The 25,029-nt window shown below is 70.6% G+C and carries 24 protein-coding genes; 11 read left to right on the top strand and 13 right to left on the bottom strand.

Annotation, left to right across the window (positions count from 1 at the left end; genetic code table 11):
- Positions 1–9 precede the first annotated feature (9 nt).
- The 3 genes from Psi02_RS29340 to Psi02_RS29330 all read left to right on the top strand — a co-directional run bounded on the left by Psi02_RS29340 (position 10) and on the right by Psi02_RS29330 (position 3,913).
- Positions 10–543: a hypothetical protein gene (locus tag Psi02_RS29340; protein ID WP_203979081.1), complete on the top strand. Its 534-nt coding sequence runs from the start codon at positions 10–12 to the stop codon at positions 541–543.
- Positions 544–623: 80 nt separating this feature from the next.
- Complete coding sequence (locus Psi02_RS29335; RefSeq protein ID WP_203979080.1) at positions 624–2,339, top strand: GTPase domain-containing protein; 1,716 nt, start codon at positions 624–626, stop codon at positions 2,337–2,339.
- Entirely contained in the window at positions 2,336–3,913 is a 1,578-nt protein-coding gene (locus Psi02_RS29330) for a GTPase family protein (RefSeq protein ID WP_203979079.1), read from the top strand. The genes Psi02_RS29335 and Psi02_RS29330 overlap by 4 nt, the downstream gene beginning before the upstream one ends.
- On the opposite strand, the gene Psi02_RS29325 is transcribed toward Psi02_RS29330, so the two are convergent.
- From Psi02_RS29325 to Psi02_RS29300, 6 genes are all read right to left on the bottom strand, one after another.
- Positions 3,874–4,998 (bottom strand): SPFH domain-containing protein, encoded by a 1,125-nt coding sequence (locus Psi02_RS29325; protein ID WP_203979078.1) that lies wholly within the window; start codon positions 4,996–4,998, stop codon positions 3,874–3,876. The two genes, Psi02_RS29330 and Psi02_RS29325, sit on opposite strands and share 40 nt — an antisense overlap.
- Positions 4,999–5,001: 3 nt before the next feature.
- Complete coding sequence (locus Psi02_RS29320) at positions 5,002–5,433, bottom strand: NfeD family protein (protein ID WP_203953283.1); 432 nt, start codon at positions 5,431–5,433, stop codon at positions 5,002–5,004.
- A 58-nt stretch (positions 5,434–5,491) separates the two neighbouring features.
- Entirely contained in the window at positions 5,492–6,613 is a 1,122-nt protein-coding gene (locus Psi02_RS29315; RefSeq protein WP_203979077.1) for a L,D-transpeptidase, read from the bottom strand.
- Between the two features lie 36 nt (positions 6,614–6,649).
- Entirely contained in the window at positions 6,650–7,750 is a 1,101-nt protein-coding gene (fahA, locus tag Psi02_RS29310; protein ID WP_203979076.1) for a fumarylacetoacetase, read from the bottom strand.
- On the bottom strand, positions 7,747–8,919 hold the full coding sequence (locus Psi02_RS29305; protein ID WP_203979075.1) for a homogentisate 1,2-dioxygenase: 1,173 nt from the start codon (positions 8,917–8,919) through the stop codon (positions 7,747–7,749). Before Psi02_RS29305 ends, fahA begins: the two co-directional genes overlap by 4 nt.
- A gap of 87 nt (positions 8,920–9,006) precedes the next feature.
- On the bottom strand, positions 9,007–9,675 hold the full coding sequence (locus Psi02_RS29300) for a helix-turn-helix domain-containing protein (protein ID WP_239095252.1): 669 nt from the start codon (positions 9,673–9,675) through the stop codon (positions 9,007–9,009).
- A 27-nt stretch (positions 9,676–9,702) separates the two neighbouring features.
- Here Psi02_RS29300 and Psi02_RS29295 point away from each other — a divergent pair, with 27 nt between their 5' ends.
- Positions 9,703–10,830: an NAD(P)/FAD-dependent oxidoreductase gene (locus Psi02_RS29295; protein ID WP_203979074.1), complete on the top strand. Its 1,128-nt coding sequence runs from the start codon at positions 9,703–9,705 to the stop codon at positions 10,828–10,830.
- Here Psi02_RS29295 and Psi02_RS29290 read toward each other — a convergent pair.
- Entirely contained in the window at positions 10,790–10,999 is a 210-nt protein-coding gene (locus Psi02_RS29290; RefSeq protein ID WP_203979073.1) for an EF-hand domain-containing protein, read from the bottom strand. The genes Psi02_RS29295 and Psi02_RS29290 overlap by 41 nt on opposite strands.
- A 103-nt stretch (positions 11,000–11,102) precedes the next feature.
- On the opposite strand from Psi02_RS29290, the gene Psi02_RS29285 reads away from it, so the two are divergent.
- Positions 11,103–11,771, top strand: a complete 669-nt coding sequence (locus Psi02_RS29285; protein ID WP_203953326.1) for a response regulator — start codon at positions 11,103–11,105, stop codon at positions 11,769–11,771.
- Positions 11,772–11,775: 4 nt separating this feature from the next.
- Here the strand turns inward: Psi02_RS29285 and Psi02_RS29280 are convergent, their stop codons facing one another.
- The 3 genes from Psi02_RS29280 to Psi02_RS29270 all read right to left on the bottom strand — a co-directional run bounded on the left by Psi02_RS29280 (position 11,776) and on the right by Psi02_RS29270 (position 14,391).
- Positions 11,776–12,756, bottom strand: coding sequence for a ketopantoate reductase family protein (locus tag Psi02_RS29280; protein WP_203979072.1), 981 nt, complete (start codon positions 12,754–12,756; stop codon positions 11,776–11,778).
- A gap of 254 nt (positions 12,757–13,010) precedes the next feature.
- Complete coding sequence (locus Psi02_RS29275; RefSeq protein ID WP_203979071.1) at positions 13,011–13,577, bottom strand: TetR/AcrR family transcriptional regulator; 567 nt, start codon at positions 13,575–13,577, stop codon at positions 13,011–13,013.
- Positions 13,570–14,391 carry an alpha/beta fold hydrolase gene (locus Psi02_RS29270; RefSeq protein WP_203979070.1) on the bottom strand — a complete coding sequence of 274 codons (822 nt, stop codon included), beginning with the start codon at positions 14,389–14,391 and terminating at the stop codon, positions 13,570–13,572. The genes Psi02_RS29275 and Psi02_RS29270 overlap by 8 nt, the downstream gene beginning before the upstream one ends.
- A gap of 120 nt (positions 14,392–14,511) precedes the next feature.
- Between Psi02_RS29270 and Psi02_RS29265 the strand changes: the two genes are divergently transcribed.
- The 5 genes from Psi02_RS29265 (at position 14,512) to Psi02_RS29245 (ending at position 20,350) form a co-directional block, all read left to right on the top strand.
- The gene (locus tag Psi02_RS29265; RefSeq protein ID WP_239095251.1) at positions 14,512–16,407 is read left to right on the top strand and encodes an APC family permease; all 1,896 of its coding nucleotides are present in this window, start codon (positions 14,512–14,514) and stop codon (positions 16,405–16,407) included.
- Positions 16,408–16,530: 123 nt separating this feature from the next.
- Positions 16,531–17,814, top strand: coding sequence for an extracellular solute-binding protein (locus tag Psi02_RS29260; RefSeq protein WP_239095250.1), 1,284 nt, complete (start codon positions 16,531–16,533; stop codon positions 17,812–17,814).
- 6 nt (positions 17,815–17,820) lie between these two features.
- Positions 17,821–18,816, top strand: coding sequence for a carbohydrate ABC transporter permease (locus Psi02_RS29255; RefSeq protein ID WP_239095249.1), 996 nt, complete (start codon positions 17,821–17,823; stop codon positions 18,814–18,816).
- Entirely contained in the window at positions 18,813–19,670 is an 858-nt protein-coding gene (locus Psi02_RS29250) for a carbohydrate ABC transporter permease (RefSeq protein WP_203979069.1), read from the top strand. The genes Psi02_RS29255 and Psi02_RS29250 overlap by 4 nt, the downstream gene beginning before the upstream one ends.
- A gap of 95 nt (positions 19,671–19,765) precedes the next feature.
- The gene (locus Psi02_RS29245; RefSeq protein ID WP_203979068.1) at positions 19,766–20,350 is read left to right on the top strand and encodes a superoxide dismutase family protein; all 585 of its coding nucleotides are present in this window, start codon (positions 19,766–19,768) and stop codon (positions 20,348–20,350) included.
- A gap of 87 nt (positions 20,351–20,437) precedes the next feature.
- Here the strand turns inward: Psi02_RS29245 and Psi02_RS29240 are convergent, their stop codons facing one another.
- Positions 20,438–21,091: an SH3 domain-containing protein gene (locus tag Psi02_RS29240; protein ID WP_203979067.1), complete on the bottom strand. Its 654-nt coding sequence runs from the start codon at positions 21,089–21,091 to the stop codon at positions 20,438–20,440.
- A gap of 276 nt (positions 21,092–21,367) precedes the next feature.
- On the opposite strand from Psi02_RS29240, the gene Psi02_RS29235 reads away from it, so the two are divergent.
- Positions 21,368–22,528 carry a ZIP family metal transporter gene (locus Psi02_RS29235; protein ID WP_203979066.1) on the top strand — a complete coding sequence of 387 codons (1,161 nt, stop codon included), beginning with the start codon at positions 21,368–21,370 and terminating at the stop codon, positions 22,526–22,528.
- Positions 22,529–22,560: 32 nt separating this feature from the next.
- Here Psi02_RS29235 and Psi02_RS29230 read toward each other — a convergent pair whose 3' ends face one another.
- Together Psi02_RS29230 and Psi02_RS29225 are read right to left on the bottom strand one after the other, a co-directional pair.
- The gene (locus tag Psi02_RS29230) at positions 22,561–24,555 is read right to left on the bottom strand and encodes a multicopper oxidase family protein (RefSeq protein ID WP_203979065.1); all 1,995 of its coding nucleotides are present in this window, start codon (positions 24,553–24,555) and stop codon (positions 22,561–22,563) included.
- Positions 24,552–24,998 carry a DUF6220 domain-containing protein gene (locus Psi02_RS29225; RefSeq protein ID WP_203979064.1) on the bottom strand — a complete coding sequence of 149 codons (447 nt, stop codon included), beginning with the start codon at positions 24,996–24,998 and terminating at the stop codon, positions 24,552–24,554. The genes Psi02_RS29230 and Psi02_RS29225 overlap by 4 nt, the downstream gene beginning before the upstream one ends.
- Positions 24,999–25,029 lie beyond the last annotated feature (31 nt).

Below are 25,029 nucleotides of genomic sequence, written 5' to 3'. Positions count from 1 at the left end.
GTAGATCCCATGCGCTACGTACATGTCGCGATGGCCGCGGCGCTGGCGGTCGCGGTCGCCGGATGCGGCGGCGGCGGAAGCACGTCGGCGGGCTCGACGGCGGCGGCCGCTCCGAGCGGCGACCAGAGAGCCGCTTTCACCGCGTGCCTCCAGAAGAACGGCGTCACCCTGCCCAGCGGACGGCCGAGCGGACGGCCCAGTGGACGCCCGACGGCGAGGCCGAGTGGGCGCCCCAGCGGACGGCCGAGCGGCGGATTCGGTGGATTCCGGTCGATGTCGCCGGAGATGCAGAAGGCCTTCCAGGCCTGCGCGTCCCTCATGCCCCAGGGCGGCGGGTTCGGCCGCGGCGGCGGCGGTGGGGGTGGGAACGGAGCCAATGCGAGCGCGCTGCAGGCCTTCCGCACGTGCATGAAGGACCACGGGGCCGAGCTTCCCCAGGGCGCGGGCTTCCGCAACATCGACAGGAACGACCCGAAGATCGCCAAGGCGCTGAAGACGTGCCAGCCGTTGCTGCCGACGGCCGCCCCCTCGCCGAGCGCCTGAGCCCCCTCCCCGTGTCCCCCTTCGCCGAAATTTGTCACTGATCGCGGCTTGGGGGGCCCGGGCACGGGAAAGCCGGGGGTATGCAGGGAAACGAAGGGCTACTCGCGGCCCTCCAGAGCCTGCGTCACCACCTCGACCCGGATCTGTTCCCCCTGGCGATCGGGGACGTCGCGGCCGACCGGCGTGCTCTGAGGGAGCTGCGCGGGCAGCTCGACGACTACCTGCTGCCCCGGCTCGCCGCCATCGACGCGCCGCTGCTCGCGGTGGTCGGCGGCTCGACCGGGGCGGGGAAGTCCACGCTGGTCAACTCGCTCGTCGGCGAGAGCGTCACGGAGCCGGGAGTGCTGCGGCCGACCACGCTCGCGCCCACCCTGGTCGCCAATCCGGCCGACTCGGCCTGGTTCATCTCGACGAGCATCCTCCCCGGCCTGCCCCGGGTCACCGGGGACGGTCGCGGCGAGCCGGGCACCCTCAGGATCGCGACGGCCGACCTGCTGCCCGCCGGGCTGGCGTTGCTCGACGCCCCCGACATCGACTCGGTGGTCACCGCCAACCGCGAGCTGGCCGCCCAGTTGCTCGCCGCGGCCGACCTGTGGTTGTTCGTCACCACGGCCGCCCGGTACGCCGACGAGGTCCCATGGAGTTTCCTGCGGACGGCGAGGGACCGCAGCACGGCACTCGCCGTCATCCTCCAGCGGGTGCCGTCGGAGGCGCGCGCACCCGTGACCGCCGACCTCACCCGGCTCCTCCGGGAGAACGGCCTGAGCGGCACGCCGCTGTTCGTCGTGCCGGAGCTGGAGCTGCCGTCGGAGCGCGCACGGCTGCCCGCGCAGGCCGTGCAGCCGGTCGCGACGTGGCTCGCCCAGCTGTCGGCCGACGCGCGGTCCCGGGCGGCCGTGGTTCGGCGGACGCTGACGGGCGCGCTCGACAGCCTGGGCACCCGGGTGCCCGCCCTCGCCGACAGGGTCGACCGCCAGCGGATGGGGATAGCCGAGCTGCGGGCGGTGGCGGAGAAGGCCTACGAGTCGGGCATGTCCGCCTTCGACGAGGGCATGCGTGACGGCATGCTGCTCCGCGGCGAGGTGCTGGCCCGCTGGCAGGACTTCGTCGGGACCGGCGACCTCATGCGGTCTCTGGAGTCGCGCATCGGGTGGCTGCGCGACCGACTCACCGCGGTGTTCACCGGGCGGCCCGCGCCCGCGAAGGAGCTGAGATCCGCCCTGGAGAGCGGGATCGAGTCACTCATCCGCGCGAGCGCCGACGGATCCGCCGAACGGGCCGTCGAGTCGTGGCTGGCCATGACCGCGGGCCGTGACCTGCTGGAGCATTCGGGCGTCCGGATCAGCGGGCGGCTCGGGCGCGCCTCCCCCGACCTGCAACCACGGGCGGGCGCGGCCGTACGGGCCTGGCAGGGCTACGTCCTCGACCTCGTCAGGTCGGAGGGCGCCGATCGGCGGACGACCGCGCGGGCCGCGTCGTTCGGCGTCAACAGCCTGGGACTGCTGCTCATGCTGGCGGTGTTCACGTCCACCGGCGGGATCACCGGCATCGAGATCGGCATCGCGGGCGGCACCACCGTCCTGAGCCAGAAGCTGCTCGAGGCCATCTTCGGCGACCAGGCCGTGCGGACCCTGACCCAGAACGCCCGTGAGGACCTCCGCCGCCGGGTGCGTGAGATCTTCGATCTCGAGCAGGCCCGGTTCACCTCGTTGATCGACGGCCTCGGGCCCGCCGACGACACGGCCGCCCACCTCAGGGAGGCGGCGAAAGCCGTACAGGAGAGAGGCGCCCTGTGAAGCTCCTGCGCGGCAAGGCGGAGGCGTCCCTGGACGACCGGCTGGCGGCGCTCGCCGAGGCGGCGGACCTGGCCGATGGACGGCTGGACCAGGCGGTGGTCGACCGTGCCCGCGACGTGGTCGCCCGGGCGGGCGTACGGCGCAGCCTCTCGGTGGACCACACCGCGGTCGCCCTGGCGGGGGCGACGGGCAGCGGGAAGTCCTCGATCTTCAACGCCCTGGCCGGCCGGGAGCTGGCCGAGGTGGGCGCCACCCGCCCCACGACCTCGAAGGCCCAGGCCGCCTTGTGGGGCCTCGAAGGATCGGGACCGCTGCTCGACTGGCTCGAAGTGCCCGTGCGGCACGTGGTGGGGGAGGGTTCCGGGCTGATCCTGCTCGACCTGCCCGACCACGACTCGATCGTGCTCTCCCATCGGCTGGAGGTCGACCGCCTGGTCGGCGTGGTCGACCTGCTCGTGTGGGTGCTCGACCCGCAGAAGTACGCCGACGCGGCCGTGCACGAGCGTTACCTCAAGGCGCTCGGCCGGCATCGGGACAACATGCTCGTGGTGCTCAACCAGATCGACCGGCTGCCCGAGCGGGCGATCAGGCGCTGTCTCGACGACCTGCGCGGGCTGCTGGCCGTCGACGGCCTCGAAGGCGTCCCGGTCCTCGGCGTGTCGGCCCGGACCGGTCAGGGACTGCCCGACCTGCGGACCGCGCTCGACCGCAAGGTGTCGCGCCGCACCGCGTGGGCGGCGAGGCTGGCCGCCGACGTCGGCACGGCGGCCGACGCCCTGTCGGAGACGGCGGGCGGTGGGACGGCCTTCACGCCCGTGCCGCAGACCGCGCTGGTCCGCCCGCTGTCGAGGGCCCTGTCCGAGGCGGCGGCGGTGCCGCTGGTGGTGCGGGCGGTCGCCAAGGCGCACCGGCACCGTGCGGTCGCGGCGACGGGATGGCCGGTGACCCGGTGGGTGCGCGGACTGCGCCCCGATCCGCTCCGCCGCCTGCACCTGTCGCGGAAGGGACGCACGTCGTTGCCCGCGCCGACGGCCGTGCAGCTCACGATGGTCGACACGGCCGTGCGCGACGTGGGCGCCGCGGTGTCGGAGGGTCTGCCCGAGCCCTGGGCGTCGGCCGTGCGGCACGCGGCGCGGTCACGGTCGGACGAGCTGGGCGACGCCCTCGACCGGGCGGTGGCCACGGCCTCGCTCGACGCCTCGAAGAAGCCGCGCTGGTGGCGGGCGATCGGGACGCTGCAGTGGATGGTGACGGGGACGATGGCGGCCGGGGCCCTGTGGTTGCTCGTCCTGTTCGCCCTCGGCTATCTGCTGCTCCCGAAGCCGCCCACGCCGACGGTGGGACAGGCGCCCTGGCCCACCGTGCTACTGGTCGGCGGAGCCGTGGCCGGGGTGGTCATCGCCCTGCTCTCCCGGGTCGTCGCCTGGATCGGCGGACGGCGAAGGGCCCGCAAGGTCGCCAAGACCCTGCGGGCCGCCATCGACCGGGTGGGCGAGGAGCTGGTGATCGTCCCCGCCTGTGCGGAACAGGGCCGTTACGTGCGCTTCGTCGACCGGGTGGCGTCGGCGGGCTGAGCCTCGGGAAGCGCGGCCTCGGGAAGTGCGGACTCCGGGAGCGCGGCCTCGGGAAGCGCGCCGATGTCGGCGGAGCCGGGCCCGATCTGGCGGTGACCGATCGTCTCGCTGTCCTCGGCGGCGGCCTTGGCCTCGGCGGCGGCCTGCTCGGCCGCCGCGACGGCCTCGCTGCCGGCCCGGCTCGGCTCACGCTCCCGGGTGGCCGGCGACGCGGGAAGCGCCTCGGTGAACGCCCTGGAGATGCCCTGCAGCGCTCCCGTGACCTCGCTCGGGATCACCCAGAACGTGTTGCCCTGGCCCTGGGCGAGCTGAGGGAGCACCTGGAGGTACTGGTAGGCGAGCAGCTTCGGGTCCGGGTCGTTGCGGTGCACGGCCTGGAACACCTCGTCGATCGCCTGGGACTGGCCCTCGGCCTTGAGGATCTGCGAGGTCCGCTCACCCTCGGCCCGCAGGATCGCGCTCTGCTTCTCGCCCTCGGCGGTGAGGATGTTCGACTGGCGCTGGCCCTCGGCCGTGAGGATCGCGGCGCGCTTGTCCCGCTCGGCGCGCATCTGCTTCTCCATGGCCTCCTTGATGGACTTCGGCGGGTCGATCGCCTTGATCTCGACTCGGTTGACCCGGATGCCCCACTTGCCGGTGGCCTCGTCGAGCACGCCGCGGAGCTGGCTGTTGATGGTGTCGCGCGAGGTCAGCGTCTTCTCCAGGTCCATACCGCCGACGACGTTGCGGAGTGTGGTCACGGTGAGCTGCTCGACGCCCTGAATGAAGTTGGCGATCTCGTACTCGGCCGCGCGGGGATCGGTGACCTGGAAGTACAGGACCGTGTCGATGTCGACGACGAGGTTGTCCTCAGTGATCACGGGCTGCGGCTTGAACGACACGACCTGCTCGCGCAGGTCGATCATGGGACGGACCCGGTCGACGTAGGGGATCACGAAGTTCAGCCCTGGCGCGAGCGTCCGGTAGTAGCGGCCGAGGCGCTCGACGTTCCCGGCCCTGGCCTGCGGCACGATGCGGACCGCCCGCAGAACCGTGAACACCGCGACAAGGGCGATGACGAGTCCGGCTATCAGGGCTGCGTCCATGCTTCACTCCCGTGGATAGACGAGGGCTGTGGCGCCCTCGATCTCGATGACGTCTACCGTGGCCCCCGGGGGGATGACCAGTGTCTCGTCGTAGGCCCGCGCCGACCACTCCTCGCCCCCGATGCGGACCCGGCCGTCCCGGCCGGTGACCTCTCTGGTCACGTACGCGGCCTTGCCGACGAGCGCCGACACCCCGAAGCGCTGCGACGGAGGTTGCCTGATGTGGCGCTGGGCGATCGGCCGGACGCCGATGAGCCCGGCGGTCGAGGCCACGATGAAGACGACGAGTTGGAGAGAGGGCGGCAGCCCGATCAGGCCCACTCCCGCCGTCAGGAGGGCGGCGATCGACAGGATTCCGAGCGCGGCGGTCAGCGTGAAGATCTCGGCGACGCCGAGCGCCGCGGCCAGGATGAGCCAGATGATCCACGAGTCCATTGCCTCGCCTCCATAGCAATGAACGGATTCCGATCGGGCAGGGTTCCTCCCTTTTACATTAACTCTGTATGGGAAGTTCGCTGCCACTGAGCCAGTCGGCCCACGTGAATTGCCAAAATCCCCACCCGTTGTCCGGTGTCAGTTTTCTGGTGGTTCCTGTGATGATGACCGGATCGCCACGCAGGGCGTGCTCGTAGAACCATTCGGCCTGGTCGGGCCGGGCGTTGATGCATCCGTGGCTCACGTTGGCGCGGCCCTGGGCCCATTCGTTGTCCATGGCGTGGACGTATTCGCCGCTGTTGGAAATCCGCACGGCGTAGTCGATCACCTCGTCGTAATAGCCCGGTTCGCCCTTCTCGCGGCCGGGCGAGATCATGCGGACCGGGTCGGCCTTGTCCATGGTCAGGTGGACGCCGCTGGTCGTGGTGTACTCCTCGGTGGTGCCCATGCCCGCGCTGACGGCCATCCGCTGGGCCACCTCCCCGTCCTGCTTCACCACCATCTGATGGGTCCTGGTGTCGACCGTGCTGACCATCGCGCGGCCGACCTCGAAGGAGACGGTCCGGTCGGCCGTGCCGTACGTGCCGGGTCCTGCCCGGACACCCGCGAGGTGGGCGTCGAGAACGACCTCGCGCCTGGCGGGCCACATCGACCGTGTCCGGTAGACGACCTGCCGGTCGCCGAACCAGTGCCAGGCCCCCTCGACGCCGCTCCGCACCTCCAGGGCCCTCTCGACGGCCGCCCGGTCCGCGACGGGGCCCGTGAACGTCACGATGATCGGCATGCCCACGCCGACGGTCTCGCCGTCGGCCGGAGTGACGGAGCCGATGGCGAGCGTGTGCTGCGGGCTGAGGGTCCGGAATCTGCCGGCGATCTGGGCGGCGACGCCGTCCCCGCCGGCGGCGACGGCGTTCACCACGTATTGGGTGCCGGGCCTGAGCGTCCAGGACGAGTGCCACCTCGTATGGGAGGCGTCGAAGGACCCGGGGACGAGATCCCGCCCGGCGTAGGCCAGCACGCTGGTCAGCCGTCCGCCGTCCGCCGTGACGGTGAGGCCGCGTTCCGTCGCGGCCGAGGCGGTGTCGGCCGCAGGGGACATCGTGATCCGGGGGGCTGGAGGGACGACCCGCGCGCAGGCCGCCAGTAAGAGCAGGATCATGATCGTTACCGCGAGACGCATCGCCCCAGAGTAGCGAGGAGTGACGACAGGAACACGTTAGGTGGTGGGCAGGATGGTCCCCGACACCTCGCCGAGGCTGAGGCCGCCCGGCGTCGCGGCGGAGATCGTGACGACGTCGCCGTCCTCGAGGAAGATCCTCTTCTCTCCGCTCCCGAGCTCGATCGGCTGGGCGCCGTTCCAGGTGAGCTCGATGAGGGACCCGGGCCTCCCGGCCCCCGACACCGTGCCGCTGGCGAACAGGTCGCCCGTGCGCAGGGACGCGCCGTTCACGGTCATGTGGGCGAGCATCTGATCCGGCGTCCAGTACATGTCCCGGTACGGCGGGGCCGAGACCGGCTCGCCGTTGAGCTCGACGCGCAGGGTGAGGTCGAGACCCCATGGGGCGGCCCTGCGCAGGTAGGCGACCGGTTCGGGATCCTGGGCCGGTCCCTCGACCCTGGCGTCCTCCAGTGCCTCCAACGGCGTGATCCACGGCGAGACCGAGGTCGCGAACGACTTGCCCAGGAAGGGGCCGAGCGGGACGTACTCCCAGGCCTGGATGTCCCTTGCGCTCCAGTCATTGACCAGCGTCACTCCGAAGACGTGGTCCTCGAAGGCGCCGGCCCGGCCGCCGAGCGCGGTGGGCACGCCGACGACGAACCCGAGTTCGGCCTCGATGTCCAGCTTCTCCGTCGGGCCGAACGACGGGCGCTGCCCCCAGGGCCGCCTGATCGGCGTGCCGGAGACCACCACCGTGCCCGCCCGCCCGTGGTAGCCCACGGGGAGGTGCCGCCAATTCGGCTTCAGGGGCTCCTCGCCCGGCCGGAACATCCGGCCGAGATTCGAGGCGTGCTCAAGCGAGGCGTAGAAGTCGACGTAGTCGGCCACCTCTATCGGCAGATGAAGGGTCACGTCGCCGAGCGGGATCAGGTGCCGGGGGTCCCCGGAGGCCGCCACCCGCCTGATGCGGGCCCGCGCCCGTGCCCACGCCGTACGGCCCAGCGCCATGAAGGCGTTGAGGGACGGCGAGGCGAAGACCGGGTCGCCCAGGGCGGGGGCGAGGTCGAGGACCTGGTCCTCGACCCGCACGCCCACACGGGGCGCCTCGCCGGGGCGGGAGAACACGCCGTAGGGCAGGTTCTCCACGCCGAAGCTCACGCTCGCACCGCCCAGGTCCAGGCGTAACCGGGATCCTCGCAGGCGAGGGCCGCCGGGCCGAGGTCGAGGGGCCGGAAGGTGTCGAGCATGACCGCCATCTCGCTGGTCGTGGACAGGCCCTGCCGTACGGCCTCGACGACGGCCTCGACCGCGCCGGGCTGGGGGCCGTGGGTGAAGCCCGCCGGATGCAGCGAGACCGAGCCGACGTCGATGCCGGAGCCCTTGCGCGCGGTGTAGTCGCCGCCCGCGTAGAACATGAACTCGTCGGAGTCGACATTGTGGTGGTTGTAGGGGATCGGCACGGCGTCCGGGTGGAAGTCGAGCGGCCGCGGGCAGAACGAGCAGATCACGAAGCCCGGGCCCTCGAACGTCTGGTGGACCGGCGGCGGCGCGTGGGTGCGCTTCACGATGGGCTCGAAGTCGCGGATGTTGAAGGCGTACGGATAGAGGCAGCCGTCCCAGCCCACCACGTCGAAGGGGTGGTGGGCGTAGGTCAGCCTGGTCAGCCCGCCCCGCGTGCGGACCAGCACGGCGACCTCCTCGCCGTCCACGAGGAACGGCTCGGCCGGGGCGCGCAGGTCACGCTCGGAGTAGGGGGCGTGCTCCAGGAACTGGCCGTGCTGGGAGAGGTAGCGCTTCGGCGGGCGGATGTGGCCGGACGCCTCGATGACCAGCGCGGTCACCGGACCGTCCGGCACCCAGCGGTGGATCGCCCCCGTCGGGACGACGACGTAGTCGCCCTCGCCCACCTCCATGGCCCCGTAGGCCGACTCGAAGCGCGCCCGCCCGCTCGCGATGTAGACGCACTCGTCTCCCATGGAGTCGCGGTACAGCTCGCTGGGCGCGCTGGTCGCGGCATAGGAGATGCGGACGTCGGAATTGCCCGCCAGTAACATCCGGCCGGAGACGAGGTCGCCGTCCGGCCGCAGGTCCTGGGTGCGGAAGTGGCGCGGGGAGAGCGGCAGGTTCGGGCTCAGCCCGGAGCCGCCCTGATCGACGGCCTCGGCCTTGACGATCGCCGTGGGCGCGTACCGGTGGTAGAGGAGCGAGGAGTCGGAGGAGAAGCCCTCCTCGCCCATCAACTCCTCCTGGTAGAGCCCTCCGTCAGGCCTGCGGAACTGCACATGACGCTTCTCCGGTACCTCGCCGACGACGCGGTAGTACGGCATGGCGACCCTCCATGTCCGAATATCGGACGCGCGCGTCCTCTATACGTACGACGATCCGCCAATGCGCACCAGATGTCAAACCATTGCCTATGGGGGAAAATCATCTCGTTTCGGATGGGCAAGCGCGGCGGCGACCTCCGCGGCCGCGGAGAGCACCAGAGGGCCGACCGCCTCCACATCGAGGTCGCTGAAGGTCACCACGCCCACCGACGCCTCCAGGCCCGTGAGCCCCCGCACGGGGGCGGCGAGGCCCCGGGCCCCCTCCTGGAGCTGGTCCCTCGTGAGGTGGAGCGGCGGCTCGTCCTGTCCCGACCGGAGCGCGAGCAGGGCCAGCCCGGCGGCGCCGCGCGTCAGCGGGTGCCGCGACCCCTCGCGGTAGGCCACATGGAAGTCCGTCCAGGACGGCTCCACCACCGCCACGGCCAGGCCGTCGTCGCCCTCCGCCACGGTCAGGTGGGCCGTCGCGCCGGCCCGTTCCGCGAGCGTCCGCAGCACGGGGACGGCGGCGGCCCGCAGCAGCGGCTGCACGGCCTGGGCGAGCGCCAGCACGCCGAACCCGAGGTGCACCCGCCCCTCCGCGTCCCGGCGGGCGAAGCCCTCTTCCTGCAGGGTCGTGATCAGCCGGTAGACGGCCGGGCGGCTCAGGCCGAGCTCGTGGGCGAGCTCGGTGGGCGTGTGGCCGCCGTGGCCGTCCGCGAGCAGCCGGAGCAGCCGTAACCCTCGTTCCAGCGTCTGTGCCGACTCGGCCGTCATCATGTTCACGATTATCGCGACAATGAACAGGTGAAGTCGGTGATCGTGGTCGGTGCGGGGATCTGGGGACTGTCGCTGTCGTTACGGCTGGCCGAGACCGGCTGGCGGGTCACGCTGGTCGAGCAGTACGCGCCGGGTCACGTCCGCCAGGCCAGCGCGGGACACACGCGGCTGCTGCGCAGCTCGCACGGGTCGGACGAGTGGTACGCGCGGATGGCGCGGCGGGCCGTGGACGGCTGGCGGAGGCTCGGTGAGCGGGCCGGCGAGGAGCTTCTCGTCCAGTCGGGGCTGATGTGGTTCGCCTATCGGGAGGACGGCTGGGAGAGCAGAAGCGCCCAGGTCCTGAAAAATCTGGAAATCCCCCATGAGCTGCTCGAACCGGAGGAAGCCGGCCGGAGGTTCCCCGCCTTCCGGGGCGATGACCTGGCGTTCGTGCTCTGGGAGCCGGAGGCGGGGGTCCTCAGGGCCCGCGATGCCACGCTGGCGGTCGCCAGGCTCGCCCGGGCGGCCGGTGTCACGTTCGTCCGCGCCAGGGCCCTGCCGTACGGCGAGCGGACCGGCGTGGTGGCCGACGGCGAGGTGCTGACGGCGGACCGGGTCGTGTGGGCCTGCGGGGCGTGGCTGCCCGGCCTGTTCGACGTGCCGATGAAGGTCACCAGGCAGGACACGTTCCACTTCGCCGTGCCCCGCGCGTGGGCCTCGCCGCCGCTGCCGGCCTTTTGCGACTACGACCTGTCGGCCTACGGGCACGGCGACATCGGCGGGGCCGGTATGAAGATCACCAGCGACGCCGAGGGCGAGCCGTACGATCCGGAGACCGGGAGCAGGCAGGTGCTCGCGGCCAACGAGGAACTCGCCCGGGACTACATCGGCCGGCGGTTCCCCGCGCTCGCCGGCGCGCCGGTGCTGTTCAGCCAGGTCTGCCAGTACGCGCTGACCGCCGACGCCGAATGGATCATCGCCGAGGCGGCCGACGGGGTCTGGCTGCTCGGCGGCGACTCCGGGCACGGCTTCAAGCACGCCCCCGTCCTGGCCGAGTACGTCGCCGATGTGGTGGAAGGCCGGGCCGAGCCCGATCAGAGGTTCGGCCTGCACGAGCGGATGTCCGCCCGGGGCCTCAGGACGAGCGGCCTTCCAGCCACACGCCGAACTCCTTGAGGTTGATGAGGCCGTCGCTGTCGGCGTCCACCTTGGCGATCGCGTCCTGGGCGCCGTCGGCGGTGATCGGCTGGCCGAGCACGTCCATGAGCCGGACCAGTTCGGTGGCCGAGATCAGGCCGTCGTTGTCGCCGTCGATGAAGGCAAATGTCGTGGTGTAGTCGCTCATGTGGTCCTCCTGGGGGATTGGCGCTCAGCACCCTAGCCGATCAAGTGCCTTCTCCTCAGGTCGTAGCCTGGAACTTGTGGGTCAACCTTCGCTGAGCGGGATCATGCCCCGCATCCTCGTCGTCGACGACGAGCCGCAGATCCTCCGCGCGCTGCGGATCAACCTCGCGGCGCGCCATTACGAGGTCGAGGTGGCGCCCGACGGCGGTGCCGCCCTGAGGTTGGCTGCGGACTGGCATCCCGACCTCGTCGTCCTCGACCTCGGCCTGCCGGACATGGACGGTGTGGACGTCATACACGGCCTGCGCGGCTGGACCAGCGTCCCGATCATCGTGCTGTCCGGGCGGCCGGGAGGCTCGGACAAGGTCGACGCCCTCGACGCCGGCGCCGACGACTACGTCACCAAGCCGTTCGGGGTCGACGAACTGCTGGCCCGGATCCGGGCGGTGACCCGGCGCACCAGCCCCAAGGAGGCCTCGGAGGCCAAGGTGCTCCTGGGAGACCTGGAGGTCGACCTGGCCAACAAGACGATCTCCAGTGGCGTACGGCTGACGCCGACCGAATGGCACCTGCTGGAGATCCTCCTGCGCAATCCCGGCAAGCTCATCAGCCAGCGCCATCTGCTGACCCAGGTGTGGGGGCCCGCGTACCTGAAGGAGACCAACTACCTGCGGCAGTACATGGCGCAGTTGCGCCGCAAGCTGGAGCCCAACCCCGGCCGGCCCGAGCACCTGCTGACCGAGCCGGGGATGGGCTACCGCTTCCAGCCGTAGGGCTTTACTCCATGAGGCGTTCCAACTCCTCGACGCCCAGGGTGCCGGGCGTCAGACGCTCGCGGGCGAACCGGTTGGACTCCCGCTGGAGCACCAGGTTGACCGGGGTGGGCACGCCATGGAGGCGGCCGAGCAACACGATCTCCCCGTTGAGGTAGCCGGTCTCGATCGAGCCGGTGCCCCTGGCCAGGCTCTGCCACGACGACCCTCCGCCGCGCGTGACGCCCTCCAGCGGGCCGACCTCGACCGAGTCCCGCCGCGTCGCCCGCTCCTCCTCCCGGGAGGCGTACGGGATGCCGGCGGCGTCGAGCACGGCGCGGCCCTCCTCGTAGGCGCGCCGGACGAACTTCTGCCGGCCGTCCGCGTGGCCGCACAGGGCGTCGACGGCGTTCCCGAGATTGGTCAGCAGCTTGGCGTACTTCCACCGCATGACGTCGGCCACGGGGAAACCGGCGAAGTTGCTCGCGGTGAGGTCGGCCGCGATCCGCTCGGCCGTCTCGTCCACACCCTGGGGATAACGGCCGATGGGGAGCATGCCGGACAGCGGCCTGCCGTACGTCGCGACGATCCCGGGCTCCAGATGCAGAGCGGGCAGCCACACGCACATCCCGTAGACCCGGGCGAAGCGGCGCAGGGCGACCCGCTCGTTCTCCACGGCGTTCTGCGCGCAGACGAGTGGCAGCCGTTCCGCGGCCGTGCCGCCCCCGTCGACCGGCCGGTCCGCCCACGCGTCGAGCGCGCCGGCCGTGTCCTGGGTCTTGGTCGCGAGGACGAGCACGTCATCGCCGCCGAGCCGTACGGGCCGGTCCGTGACCGGGATCGGCAGGTGGGCGTCGCCTTCCGGGGTGATCAGGCGCAGGCCGCCGTCGCGTAAGGCCTCGTAGTGTGCGCCGCGGGCGACGAGGAGGACGTCGTGGCCGCTCTGGAAGAGCCGCCCGCCGATGGTCCCGCCGATGGCGCCGGCGCCGATGATGATGTACCGCACCGCTCGATCCTGGCACGTGCCGCCGGGCCGGGGTTCCGGCAGGTCCCACGACCGAATATGCTGCGTGCGGTTCACTTTCGCGCGCGTCATCCGGAGGACGGGTCCATGTACAAGGAGTTCCTCGGCGAGGTCGTCGTCTGGCTGATCCCTGTCGTCGTCCTTGTCGGACTGGCGATCCTGATCACGCGGCCCGCCTAGCCGTTTCCGAGAATGCCCGGCCACGCCGCGGCGGAGCATGATCCGCTCGACGTGGCCTAGTCGTTCTCCGCCGGCAGGAGACCGTCGACGATGGTCTTCTCCAGCAGCCGGTAGGACGTGTCCAGATCCTCCGACAGTCCGAAACCTCCGGCCACTTCCAGTACGGCGAAGCCGTGCACGGCCGCCCGCAGGCAGCGGGCGGTGTGGACCGCTGCTCCGCCGTCCAGCCCGCACCCGCGCAGCACGGCGAGCACGACCTCCAGCAGCCTGCCGCCCGCCTCGGCGAGTGCGGGGTCGGTCAGCGGCGCCGGGGGCATGGCGGCGTAGCGGAACGGGTGCTCGACGGCGTAACGGCGCCACACCCGCATCAGCGCGATGACGGCCTCGGGCCCGCCGCGGCCCATCACGGCGGTGCCCACCAGGTCGGTCATCTCCTCCATCACCCGCTGGGCGATGAGCGTCCGCAGTTCGCCGATGTTCCGTACGTGTTTGTAGAGGGACGGCGTGGCCACGCCCGTGCGGCCTGCCACCGCGGACAGCGTCAGAGCCTCCAGCCCCTGTTCGTCGATGAGGGCGAGCGCCGCGTCGACGACGCCGGTGGGGGACAGGCCCGCTCTAGGCACTGACGGTCTCCAGGAGGAACTCGCGGATCGCCTCGGCGGTCGGCCCGGGCATGTCCTGGTAAGGGTAGTGTCCCGAGCCCTCGATCATCGAGAGGCGGGCGAGCGGGGCCATCAGGTCGACCGCCAGCCGGGCCTCCTTCTCCGGGTCGGGGAAGTCGGGGTCCCTGGTGCCCATGACGACCAGAACCGGGCATCGCACGTCTCCCGTGCGCTCGGTCCAGCGGGTCTCGGTGGGCGCGACGACTCCGCGGGTCGCGGCCATCCTGCCCGACTGGCGGAGGGTCGCCCTGAGGTGGCGCAGGTGGTCGTCGAGATCAGCGGGCTTCACGTTCGGGAACAGCGACTTGTAGTACACCCCCCACAGCAGCGGGCTGTGCGTGACCAGTCCCTGCGCCGCCCGCAGGAACAGGCTGAGCTTCGGGTCGTCGACGAACGGGCTGATCAGCACGAGTCCGGTGACGTCGCCGGGGGAGTCGGCCGCGGCCCACGTCGCGGCCGCCGTGCTGGAAGAACTGCCGACCAGTACGGCAGGGCCGCCGAGGTGGCGCACGAGGGCGAGCAGGTCGCCCGCGACGTGCTCGGGAGCGTAGGACGGCCAGCCCGTGCTCGACTCGCCGTGTCCGCGCACGTCGACCACGGCCACGCGGTAGCCCGCCTCGGTCAGGAGCGGCGTCAGGTGCCGGTAGGCGGCGCGGGTGTCGCCCATGCCGTGCGCGCACACCACGAGGAGTCCGTCCTGGGGACCTTCGACGCTGTAGGCGAGCCGCCCGCCGGGCAGGTCGAGGAACCGCGCCTCACTCTTGCTAATGCTCATAGCTGAAAAGCTAATCTCTTTAGCCATCGTGTGTCAACCGCCAGATCAATACCGGTTTTTGACGCCTTGGGACTCGGGCCGTATGCACAGCTCTCAGTAGGGTTTCGTGATGTGGCGGCCATGGACCGGTTGCGCTCGTGGCTCTTGGAGGGACTCCAGCACGCGGACCTGAAGGCCGTGGGGCCGCATGGTCCCGAGGCGCCGCATGCACGGCACCGGTGGTGGCAGGTGATGTGCCTGACCGGTGTCGACTACTTCTCGACACTCGGCTACCAGCCGGGCATCGCCGCGCTCGCCGCGGGGGCGCTGTCCCCGATCGCCACGTTGTTCCTGGTGCTCCTGACGCTGCTGGGGGCCTTGCCGGTCTACCGGCGGGTGGCGGTGGAGAGCCCGTACGGCCAGGGTTCGATCGCGATGCTGGAGCGGCTGGCCCCCAAATGGTGGGGCAAGGTGTTCGTGCTGGTCCTGCTGGGGTTCGCGGCCACGGACTTCGTGATCACGATGACCCTGTCGGCGGCGGACGCCACGGCGCACATCCTGGAGAATCCCTTCGCGTCACAGGCCCTGCAGGGGCAGCGGGTCGCGGTCACACTGGGCCTGCTGGCACTGCTGGGCGTGGTGTTCCTGGTGGGGTTCAGCGAGGCCATCGGTATCGCGGTGGTGCTGGTCGGCGTCTACCTCGCGCTCAACGCGGTGGTCGTCACGGTCGCCCTGCTCCACATCGCCGAGAATCCGATCGTCGTCGCCGGCTGGCATCGGCTGTTGCTGACCGAACACAACAGCCCGCTCGCGATGATCGGGGTCTCGTTGCTGGTGATGCCGAAGCTCGCCCTGGGGTTGTCCGGCTTCGAGACGGGTGTGGCCGTGATGCCGCTGGTCAAGGGAGATCTGACCCGCCGGATCAGGGGGACGAAGCGGCTCCTGACGACCGCCGCCCTGATCATGAGCGTCTTCCTGATCCTCAGCAGCTTCGCGACGAGCGTGCTGATCCCGGAGGAGGAGTTCCGCAGGGGCGGGAGCGCCAACGGGCGGGCCCTCGCGTACCTCGCCCATGAGTATCTGGGCGACTACTTCGGGACGCTCTATGACGTCAGCACGATCGCGATCCTGTGGTTCGCCGGGGCGTCGGCGATGGCGGGACTGATCAATCTCGTCCCGCGTTACCTGCCCCGGTACGGCATGGCCCCCGACTGGACGCGCGCCGTCCGGCCCCTGGTGCTGGTGTTCACCGCGATCGCCTTCGCCATCACGATCATCTTCCACGCCGACGTCGACGCCCAGGGCGGCGCGTACGCCACAGGCGTGCTCGTGCTGATCCTCTCCGCGGCCGTCGCGGTCACCCTCTCGGCCCGCAGGCAGGGTCATCGCAGGCTCGCGGGCCTGTTCGTCGTGGTCGACGTCGTCCTCGCCTACACGCTGGTGGCCAACGTGATCGAACGCCCGGACGGCGTGAAGATCGCGTCCTTCTTCATCGTCGCGATCATCGTGACCTCGCTCATCTCGCGGGTGACTCGGTCGATCGAGCTTCGGGTCACCCACGTGAGGCTCGATCCGGTCGCCGAGGACTTCGTCAACGAGGCGGCCGGGGGGATCCACCTCATCGCCAACGAGCCCGGCGCCCGCGACCAGGCCGAGTACAACGACAAACTGCGTGAGCAGTGGCTGACCCACCGGCTGCGCAGCGAGGAGCCGATCATGTTCGTCGAGGTGACCGTGCCGGACGCCTCGGAGTTCGAGGCCGAGGTGCGGGTCTGCGGCGAGGACCGGTGGGGCCATCGCGTGCTGCGCCTGGAGAGCCCGACGGTGCCCAGCGCACTTGCCGCGCTCCTGCTCTACCTGCGCGATCGCACGGGACAGGTGCCGGACATCTACTTCCACTGGGCCGAGGGCAACCCGGTCGTCGCCATGATCCGTTACGTGCTGTTCGGCGGCGGAGACGTGCCCGCGCTGACCCGTGAGGTGCTGCGCAAGGCTGAGCCCGACGTCGCCTGCCGACCACACGTGCACGTCGGTTGACCACTCCGCGTAACAGCTCGACAACGGCCGTTGATCCCGCCTTAACGCCGCTGTACCGTCGGCGACATCGGACGGAAACTATCGGATGATGCCCGAAAGTTTCAGACCCAGGAGGGAACCACCGTGAAATCGTTTCGGCGAAGTGCGGCGCTCTGGGCGGCGGCGGTACTGATCCTCGGAGGTTGCGGGAGCACGGGGAGCGATGACGGCGCGGGCAAGAGTTCGGCCGGAGCGAAGGTGACGGTCGAGTTCTGGAACATCGCGACCAACGAACCGCTCAAGACGGTCTTCGCCACGGCCATCAAGGACTTCGAGGCCAAGCACCCCAACATCACCATCAAGAACGTCCCCATCGAGAACGACGCGTTCAAGCCCAAGCTGACGACGACCACCCAGTCGGGCAAGGCGCCGGACGTCTTCCAGACCTGGGGCGGCGGCGTGCTCAAGCAGCAGGCCGACGCGGGTCTGGTCAAGGATCTGACCGCCGACACGGCCTGGATCGGCAACTTCACCGACGCCGCGCTCGCCGCCTACCAACTCGACGGCAAGACGTACGCGATCCCGCACGACATCGGCATGGTGGGCTTCTGGTACAACAAGGCGCTGTTCGCCAAGGCCGGCATCACCGAGCCTCCCGGCACCTGGGCCCAGTTCCTCGACGACGTGACGAAGCTCAAGGGCGCGGGCGTCACCCCGATCTCGCTCGCGGGCAAGGCCAAGTGGCCGGGCCACTACTACTGGGCCTACCTCGCCATGCGGATCGGCGGGCTGGACGCGCTCAAGCAGGCCGGCGACGGCAAGGACTTCACGGCCCCCGCATTCGTGCAGGCGGGACAGAGCCTCAAGCAGCTGGCCGACCTCCAGCCGTTCCAGAAGGGCTTCCTCGGCGCGGCGTACGACACGCCTGACGGCCAGGCGGCGACCATGGGCAACGGCAAGGCCGCCATGGAGCTGATGGGCCAGTGGGCGCCGTCCGTGCAGTCGTCGGCGGGCAAGGGCATCGGCGACGACCTCGGCTTCTTCCCCTTCCCCACTGTGGACGGCGGCAAGGGCGCGGTGACCGAGGCGTTCGGCGGCGGCGGCGGGTTCGCCGTCGGCGCGACCGCGCCGGCCGAGGCCGTGGAGTTCCTCAAGTTCCTCACTGACAGCACCGAACACCGCAAGGCGGTCGAGTCGGGCGGCGTCCTCCCGGTCCTCAAGGGCGAGGATGACGCGGTCAAGGACCCGAATCTTTCGGTTGTATCCAAAAACCTTTCGGGCGCAACCGGATTCCAGCTCTACCTCGACCAGGCGTACCCGCCGGCCGTCGGGCAGCAGGTCAACGACAGCGTGGCCGAGCTCATCGCCGGGACCAAGACCCCCGAACAGATCACCCAGGCCATCACGGAGACGGCGAAGTCGGAGTAACGCCGCGTGGAGACGACGACGACAGAGCCGGGCGCGTCCCGCCTCCCCGCCGCTGAGGCGGGGAGGAAGGCGCGCCCGGTCCGCGCCGGCGCGCGAGGCGGTCGATTACGCGGCCTCGTGACGATCGCCCTGTTCCTGCTACCCGGGCTGGTGCTGTTCTGCCTGCTGGTGGTGGCACCGATCCTGGTGGCGTTCTACACCAGCACGTTCAAATGGAGCGGCCTGGGCGGACCGCCCACGGAATTCGTGGGACTCGACAACTTCACCAGGCTCTTCGCCAACGAGGTGTTCCTCGGCGACCTCTGGCACGGCGCCGTCCTGATCGCCCTGTCGGTGGTGGTGCAGCTTCCGCTCGCGCTCGGCATCGCGCTGCTGCTCAACCAGCGGCTGCGCGGCCGGGCCTTCTACCGGCTGGTGTTCTTCGCTCCGTACATCCTGTCGGAGGCGATCACCGCGGTCCTCTTCACGATGATCCTTTCTCCGGATCAGGGGCTGGCGAACCAGATCCTCGGCTTCTTCGGCCTGGACGGCCTGGAGTGGTTCGCCGACCAGTCGACGGTGCTGATCGCCCTGTTCCTGGTGATGACGTGGAAGTACTTCGGCTTCCACGTGATCATCTATTTGGCGGGCCGGCAGGGCATCCCGAAGGAGCTGACGGAGGCCGCCCAGATCGACGGCGCCTCCGGCTGGAAGGTGTTCAGGTTCGTCACCCTGCCGCTGCTCGGCCCGACGATCCGAATCAGCGTCTTCCTGTCCGTCATCGGGGCTATCCAGCTCTTCGACCTGGTGTGGATCATCACCGAGGGCGGTCCCACGCACTCGTCGGAGACCATGGCCGTCACGATGTTCGAGTTCGGCTTCAACCGGTTCCAGGTCGGCTACGCCAGCGCGATCAGCGTGGTGATGTTCCTCATCAGCCTGGTCTTCGCGCTCGCGTACCAGCGATTCGTCCTGCGCCGTGACCTCGAGGGAGCGACCACCGTCATGCGAGACCAGCGATGAACGGCCGGCGCGGGCCGGCGAACCCGGTGATCCCCGGAAGGCTGCGCGGCCTGTCCCTGCACCTCGTCGTGCTGGTGATCGCGGCGTTCGTCGTCGTGCCCCTGCTGTACGGCGTGCTCGGCGGGTTCAAGGACACCGGCCAGCTCTCGACGAACCCCTTCGGGCTGCCCTCGCCATGGGTCCCGGAGAACTACACGGACGTCATCATGTCGGCGTCGTTCTGGCGCCAGCTGGGGAACAGCACGTTCATCGCGATCGTGACGACGGTCATCGTGGTCGGCGTGTCCGCGATGGCGGCCTTCGTGTTCGCCCGGTTCGCCTTCCGGGGCAGGGAGTTCCTGTTCACGCTGTTCGCGGCCGGGCTGATGTTCCCGTTCGCGGTGGCGATCCTGCCGCTGTTCGTGCTGTTGCGGACCTTCGGCCTGCTGGACAACCCGTTCGGTGTGATCCTTCCGCAGGCGGCGTTCGGGCTGCCGATGACGATCGTCATCCTGCGCGGCTTCTTCCGGGCGATCCCCGGCGAGCTCGAGGAGGCCGCGACGCTGGACGGGTGCGGCGCGTTCGGCTTCTTCTGGCGGATCCTGCTGCCGATGGCCAGGCCCGCGATCGCGACGGTCTCCGTGCTGGCGGTCGTGGCCAGCTGGAACAACTTCATGTTGCCGCTCGTCGTGTTCAACGATCCGAACTGGTGGACCATCCCGCTGGGAGTGCAGCGGTTCCAGGGGCAGCACGCGTCGGAGACGGCGCGCATCCTGGCCTACATCGTGCTCGCCATGATCCCCGCCCTCGGCTTCTACGCCGTGGCCGAGCGGCATCTGATCGGAGGTCTCACGGCGGGGGCGATGAAGGGCTGACCCCAAGACCTTGACGCCGCCTTGGCCCCACGGCGTCCGCCGCCGTGTTTACCCTGGCCATAGAGGCAACGGGATCTTGTCACGGGGAGGCCTCCATGGTCGGGATGACATCTGTGGCCCTGCTCGCCGTACTGGGGACGGGGGTCGCCGCGCCCGCCCCGAAGGCGCCGCCGTCGCCGTCGGACTCGAAGGTGAGCGCCGTGATCAAGGACGTGCGCGGGCAGACCGTCGGGACGCTCCAGATCGAGGACAGCGGGAACGGCAAGTCCCTGGTGACCGTGGCGGTCGCCGGCCTGTCTCCGGGATTCCATGGATTGCACATCCACAGCAGGGGCGTCTGCGACCCCGCCTCGAAGGATCCCGCCACGGGCAGCCCGTTCTTCAACGCGGGCCCTCATCTGGGGGCGGGCGAACACCCGAACCACACGGGTGACCTGCCGAATCTCCTGGTGGGACAGGACGGGATCGCCGGTGCCAGCTACGTGACGGACCGTTTCGTCGTCAGGCAGTTGATCACCCGGCAGGGCACCTCCATCGTCATCCACTCGAAGCCGGACAACATGGCCAACGTCCCCAACCGGTACAGCCACGACGGAAAGACGGGCCCGGACGCCGAGACGCTGAAGGCGGGCGACTCCGGCGACCGGATCGCCTGCGGCGTCATCGGGAGCCGGAGGTGAGGTTTCCCGCCCCCGGCTGGTGGGAGGCCGGGGGCGGGAAACGCGGGGTGGATGGTTCGAGGTGCGGGCCGGGAAGGGTGTTCCGGCCTATTTCTGGAGGTAGCGGGACGAGGCCCAGCCCGGCCGGCCGCTGGATGACGTGACCGCGACCCAGCCGCGCCAGGCGCTGCACGCTCCGGCGAAGCGGCCGTCGGCCTGGTCGAGCGTCCCGACCGGCTTGTAGGCGAGGCCCGGGCCCTGCCTCACCTGGAGGTGGCTGCCCCTGCGCAGGTTGGCGACCCGGTAGGTGCAGGAGAGCGCGGGACGCCGTACGACCGAGGGATGGGGTGTGGGGATCCGGTACAGGTAGCCGGCGGAGGCCCATCCGATCCGGCCGGAGGAGGACTTCAGCGCCACCCACCCGTGAGATCCGCTGCACGCTCCGGCGAAGCGCCCGTCGGCCACCGTGAGCTCGCCGACGGGCCGGTAGCGGAGGCCCGGCCCCTGCCTGACGTTGAGGAAGCTCGACGGGCGGACCTTGACCACCTGGTAGGTGCACGACAGGGGCGGCCGGTACGGTTCGAGCACGGGCTTGGCGACGGGCGCGACGGCGGCCGGTTCGTCGATGGGTTTGACGGCGGGCGCGGCGGCCGGTTCGTCACGGGGTTTGGCGGCGGCTCGGGCGGGCGCGGCGGCGATCATGAGCAACCCCGCGGTGGCGCACAGGGTCAGGGCGGGGATGATCCGCTTGACGATTGCCACGGTGGCTCCCTTCGGACGTGTTATCACTCTGGGTTGTTGACCAGTTACGCTCTGTTTACACGCCGATCCGTCCGCGCGGGATTTCTTTACCGTCAAATGACGAGCGGGAGGCGAGATGTCCACGAAAGTCGCCATTCTCGACCGCCCTTTTCTTTGCGGACCACGGTGTTTCCCGGGACGGCCTCCGGGGGGATCCAGACAGCGGGCGGTCGCCCAAGGGACGGTCAAGAAGATCTCCCAGGAATGGTCGCCGCATCTTCGAGGAGTGGTTGCGACATGCCCTCAGCCGACTGGACCTGGTCCGTGGCGACGATGCTGCATCCGGTGTCGGAGCGCACCTGGACGGCCGTGCTCCTGGTCTGCGTCTCCACCGTCGCCGGAGCCTGGCTCGCGCGGCGCAATTCCCGGCGGCTGACGGCATGGCTGGCGATCACGTCGGCGTTGATGCTGGTCACGGCTCTCGTCGACCTCCTGCCCGACGCCTGGAGCGACGCGGTCGCCTGCGGCGTCCCCCTGTGGGCCGTGGGACTGGCGGCGGCCTTCGGCTTCCTCGTGATCACGCACTACAGCCACAAGTCCTGCGCCTGCGATCTGGAGACCACACGGCAGCGCGTCGCCGAGCACGCGCCCGGGCGGCACCGTCGTATGCGGGACGCGGTCGGCGCCGCCGTCTTCGGCGGAATGGAGACCGCGGCCGCGCTCACCCTGCACCGGGCGATCGAGGGGGCCACTTTGGCGTTGAACGCCTCCCTGGTCGTGGTCATCGCGCTGATGGTCCACTCGGCCAGCGAGGGGCTGGCCCTGGCCGCGCTGCTCGACGTGGGAGGCCAGCGCCTGACCCCCTGGCTGGTCGTCGCCTGTGTGAGCCCGGCCGTCGGCGTCCTCGCCGCGACCCTGAGCCCGCTTCCCGGCCAGGTGGTGCCGATCCTGCTGGGCATGGTGACGGGAGTCGCGCTGCGTACGGCCATCGCCGGCATGAAGCACGCCGCCAGCAGGCACGAGCGGGGCTTCCTGTCCAAACGCCACCTGGACGTGGCGGCCGCGGTCATCGTGACCGGCGGCGTCGTCCTCGTGGCCGCTCACGGCGTGCGCGCCCACCGTGAGCAGGACGAACAGCCGGTGGCGAGCGCCTCGAGCACGCCGACGGCCACGCCGGAGAGCACGCCGGAGAGCACGCCGGAGAGCACGCCGTCCCCGATGACCCGCGCCGACCTCGGGACCGCCGTGGCCTCAGGCCGGATGAGCCTCGCCGACGTGCTCCGGGACGATTCCGGCGTGGCGGGCCGGGTCGGCGTCCTGTGGATCCTGCGGCACCTGCCCGGCCACGGCTCGGCCAAGGTCGGCGCCCTGCTGGCGGCCATCGGCGTCGACGGCAGGAGCCATGTCGGAGATCTCGACTCCCGCGAGCGCAGCGCGCTGGTCAAGACGTTCCACTAGACGACCCTTTGGGAGGATCCACGGCTGTGCCGCTAGCCGCCGTGCGCCCCGTGGAACGGCGTCGTGACCCCTTCGTACGCCAGGTGGAGGGCCATGCCCTGGTCGGCGTGGACGAGGTTGTGGCAGTGGTTCATCCACAGACCGGGGTTGGTGGCGCGGAACGCGACCTCCCATACCTCGCCGGGCTGCAGGTCGAAGGTGTCCAGCCACAACGGGCTGCCGGTCGGTGCCCGCCCGTCGCGGGAGAGCACCAGGACACGGTGCCCGTGCAGGTGCCACGGGTGGATGTCGCGGCTCCGGTTGACCACGGTGAGGCGGACGAGATCGCCGGTCGACACGATCTCGGTCGGGATCGAGGGGAACGCGTGCCCGTTGACCGTGTACGCGTACATCGGCCGCCCACCGGCCAGGGAGAGGCCGCGGTCGAGCACGAGGGTGAATCGGCGGTCGAACGTGTCCGCCGCGGTGAACGGCGTGGTGGCGGGCGTGCCGTACGTGGTGAGGTCCAGGTCGGGCCAGCTTTTCGTGTCCTCCGTCGCACTGGCTGTGACGCCGGCCGCGGCACTGGCTGTGGTGTCGGCTGTGGTGCCGGCTGTCGTCGTCGGGGCCGAGGCCTGCCGCGTGAGCCGTACGGACGGGGTGCGGTCGTCGGTGTTCAGCACGACGTCATGGTCGGCGGGCATGGTGAAGGTCAGGTCGTACCGGCCGCCCGCGGGCAGGCGCAGACCCGTCCGGTCGAGTTCGCCCGGGCCGTTCAGGTCGGTGCCGTCGACGGCGACGAGCCGGTACGGCGTGCCGGCGAGGGTGAACCGGTGCGGGGTGTTGTCGGTGTTGATGAGGCGCAGCCGTACCTGCGTTCCTGGAGAGACGCGCTGGTCGAGGGGCTGGTCGCGGCCGCCGACGACCGTCCTGCCCGCGAACGTGTGGACGGGAAGGGTCAGATCGACGCCCGCCGACGGCGGGCCGACGACCATGGTGCCGTACAGGCCCATCCTGACGCCGAGGTCGGAGACCTCGTGGGTGTGGTACCAGAAGGTCCCCTGCCGGTCGGCGAGGAATCGGTAGACGAACTCCTGCCCGGGGAGGACCGCTTCCTGGGTGAGCCCCGGCACGCCGTCCTCACCGGCCGGTACGTCGTAGCCGTGCCAGTGCAACGTCACCCCCGACCGGATGTTCGCGTTGCGCAGCCGTACCTCGACGAGATCGCCCACGTTCGCCGTGATCGGCGGGCCGGGGACCTGACCGTTGAAGGTCCACGCGTCGACCTTCCGCCCGGACGACAGAGTGATGGCGGCGGTCTCCGCGGAGAGCGTGTAGCGGCGGACGACTCCGCCCGCCGCGGGTGCGGCCGGCCCTCGTAACGAGGTCACCGGCCGGCCCTGCGGTTTCGCCGGGGAGCCGGCGGCCATCGCGAGATGACCCATGCCGCTGTGGCTCAGGGTGTGGTCGAGGCCGTCGTCCATCGTGGGGGAGGGGAAGAAGGCGAGCCCCGTACCGGCCAGGCCGGTCACGAGCGTGATCGCGATGACGATCCGCGGCGACCGGCCGGGACCCGCGACGATCCGCCAGGTGACCAGCATCGCGACGGCGACGACGGCCACGGTGATGAGAGCGGTGCTCAAGGTCGCGGGGTAGCCCATCAGCAACGTGCCGGCCAGACCGCCTGCCGCCGCGTATCCCGCGCCCAGCAGAGCCACGACGACGGCGGGCGATCCGGCCAGGTCGGCATCCGCCTGGGAACGGACCGCCCTGACCAGCCGGGGAGCGGCCAGTACGGTCGCGGCCACCCCGGTGACCAGGAGCAGCGGCAGGGCGACCGTGACCTTCTCCTGGACGAACCACCAGCCGGAGCCGGCGAGCCCGGCCACGACGCCCGCACGGGCCAGCGAGGCGAGCACCGCCGACGCGAGGAGGGCGAGCGCCGTCCTCGGGCGACGGGACGCGGCCGCCACGCCGGCTCCCAGCCACGTCGCCGCGGCCAGAACCGCGGCGAGCAGGTCGAGCGTCATGAGCAGAGCGGTGGTCATGAGGCGCGCGCCGCCGTGTTTTGCGTGTCGCCCGCGGCCGTGCCCATGGCGAGTCGTCGTGCCTGGCGGAACACCATGACCGAGACCGCCGCGATCGCCATTCCGTTGATCGCGTGCAGCCCGAGGACCGCGAGCGAGGCAGGAGTGGTGTTGCCCGAGCTGTCGTTCAGGGCGTTCCCGAGCGCGATGATCAGGACCTGCACGATGATCAGCCCGAGCGGGAGGATGGTGAGCCCGATCGTGCGGCCGGGCGCCTTGGAGAGTGCCGCGGCCACGGTGGCCAGCAGCGAGAGGATCGGAATGATCATCATGCCGTTCATGCTGTGCAGTGCGAACGAGTCGTCCTCCTGCGGCTTGTCGAACGCGCCGACGGCCGCGAGATACCACTGCACCATGACGGCGGCCAGCATCAGGCCGGCCAGGCCGAGATAGACCCTGCGCAAGGCGTGCTCCCTTCAATGTGGACCAACAGTG

The organism is Planotetraspora silvatica (genome assembly GCF_016863315.1).
GTDB classification, from domain to species: domain Bacteria; phylum Actinomycetota; class Actinomycetes; order Streptosporangiales; family Streptosporangiaceae; genus Planotetraspora; species Planotetraspora silvatica.
The sequence above is the reverse complement of the archived record's forward strand: the minus strand, read 5'-3'. Positions and strand labels throughout refer to the sequence as shown.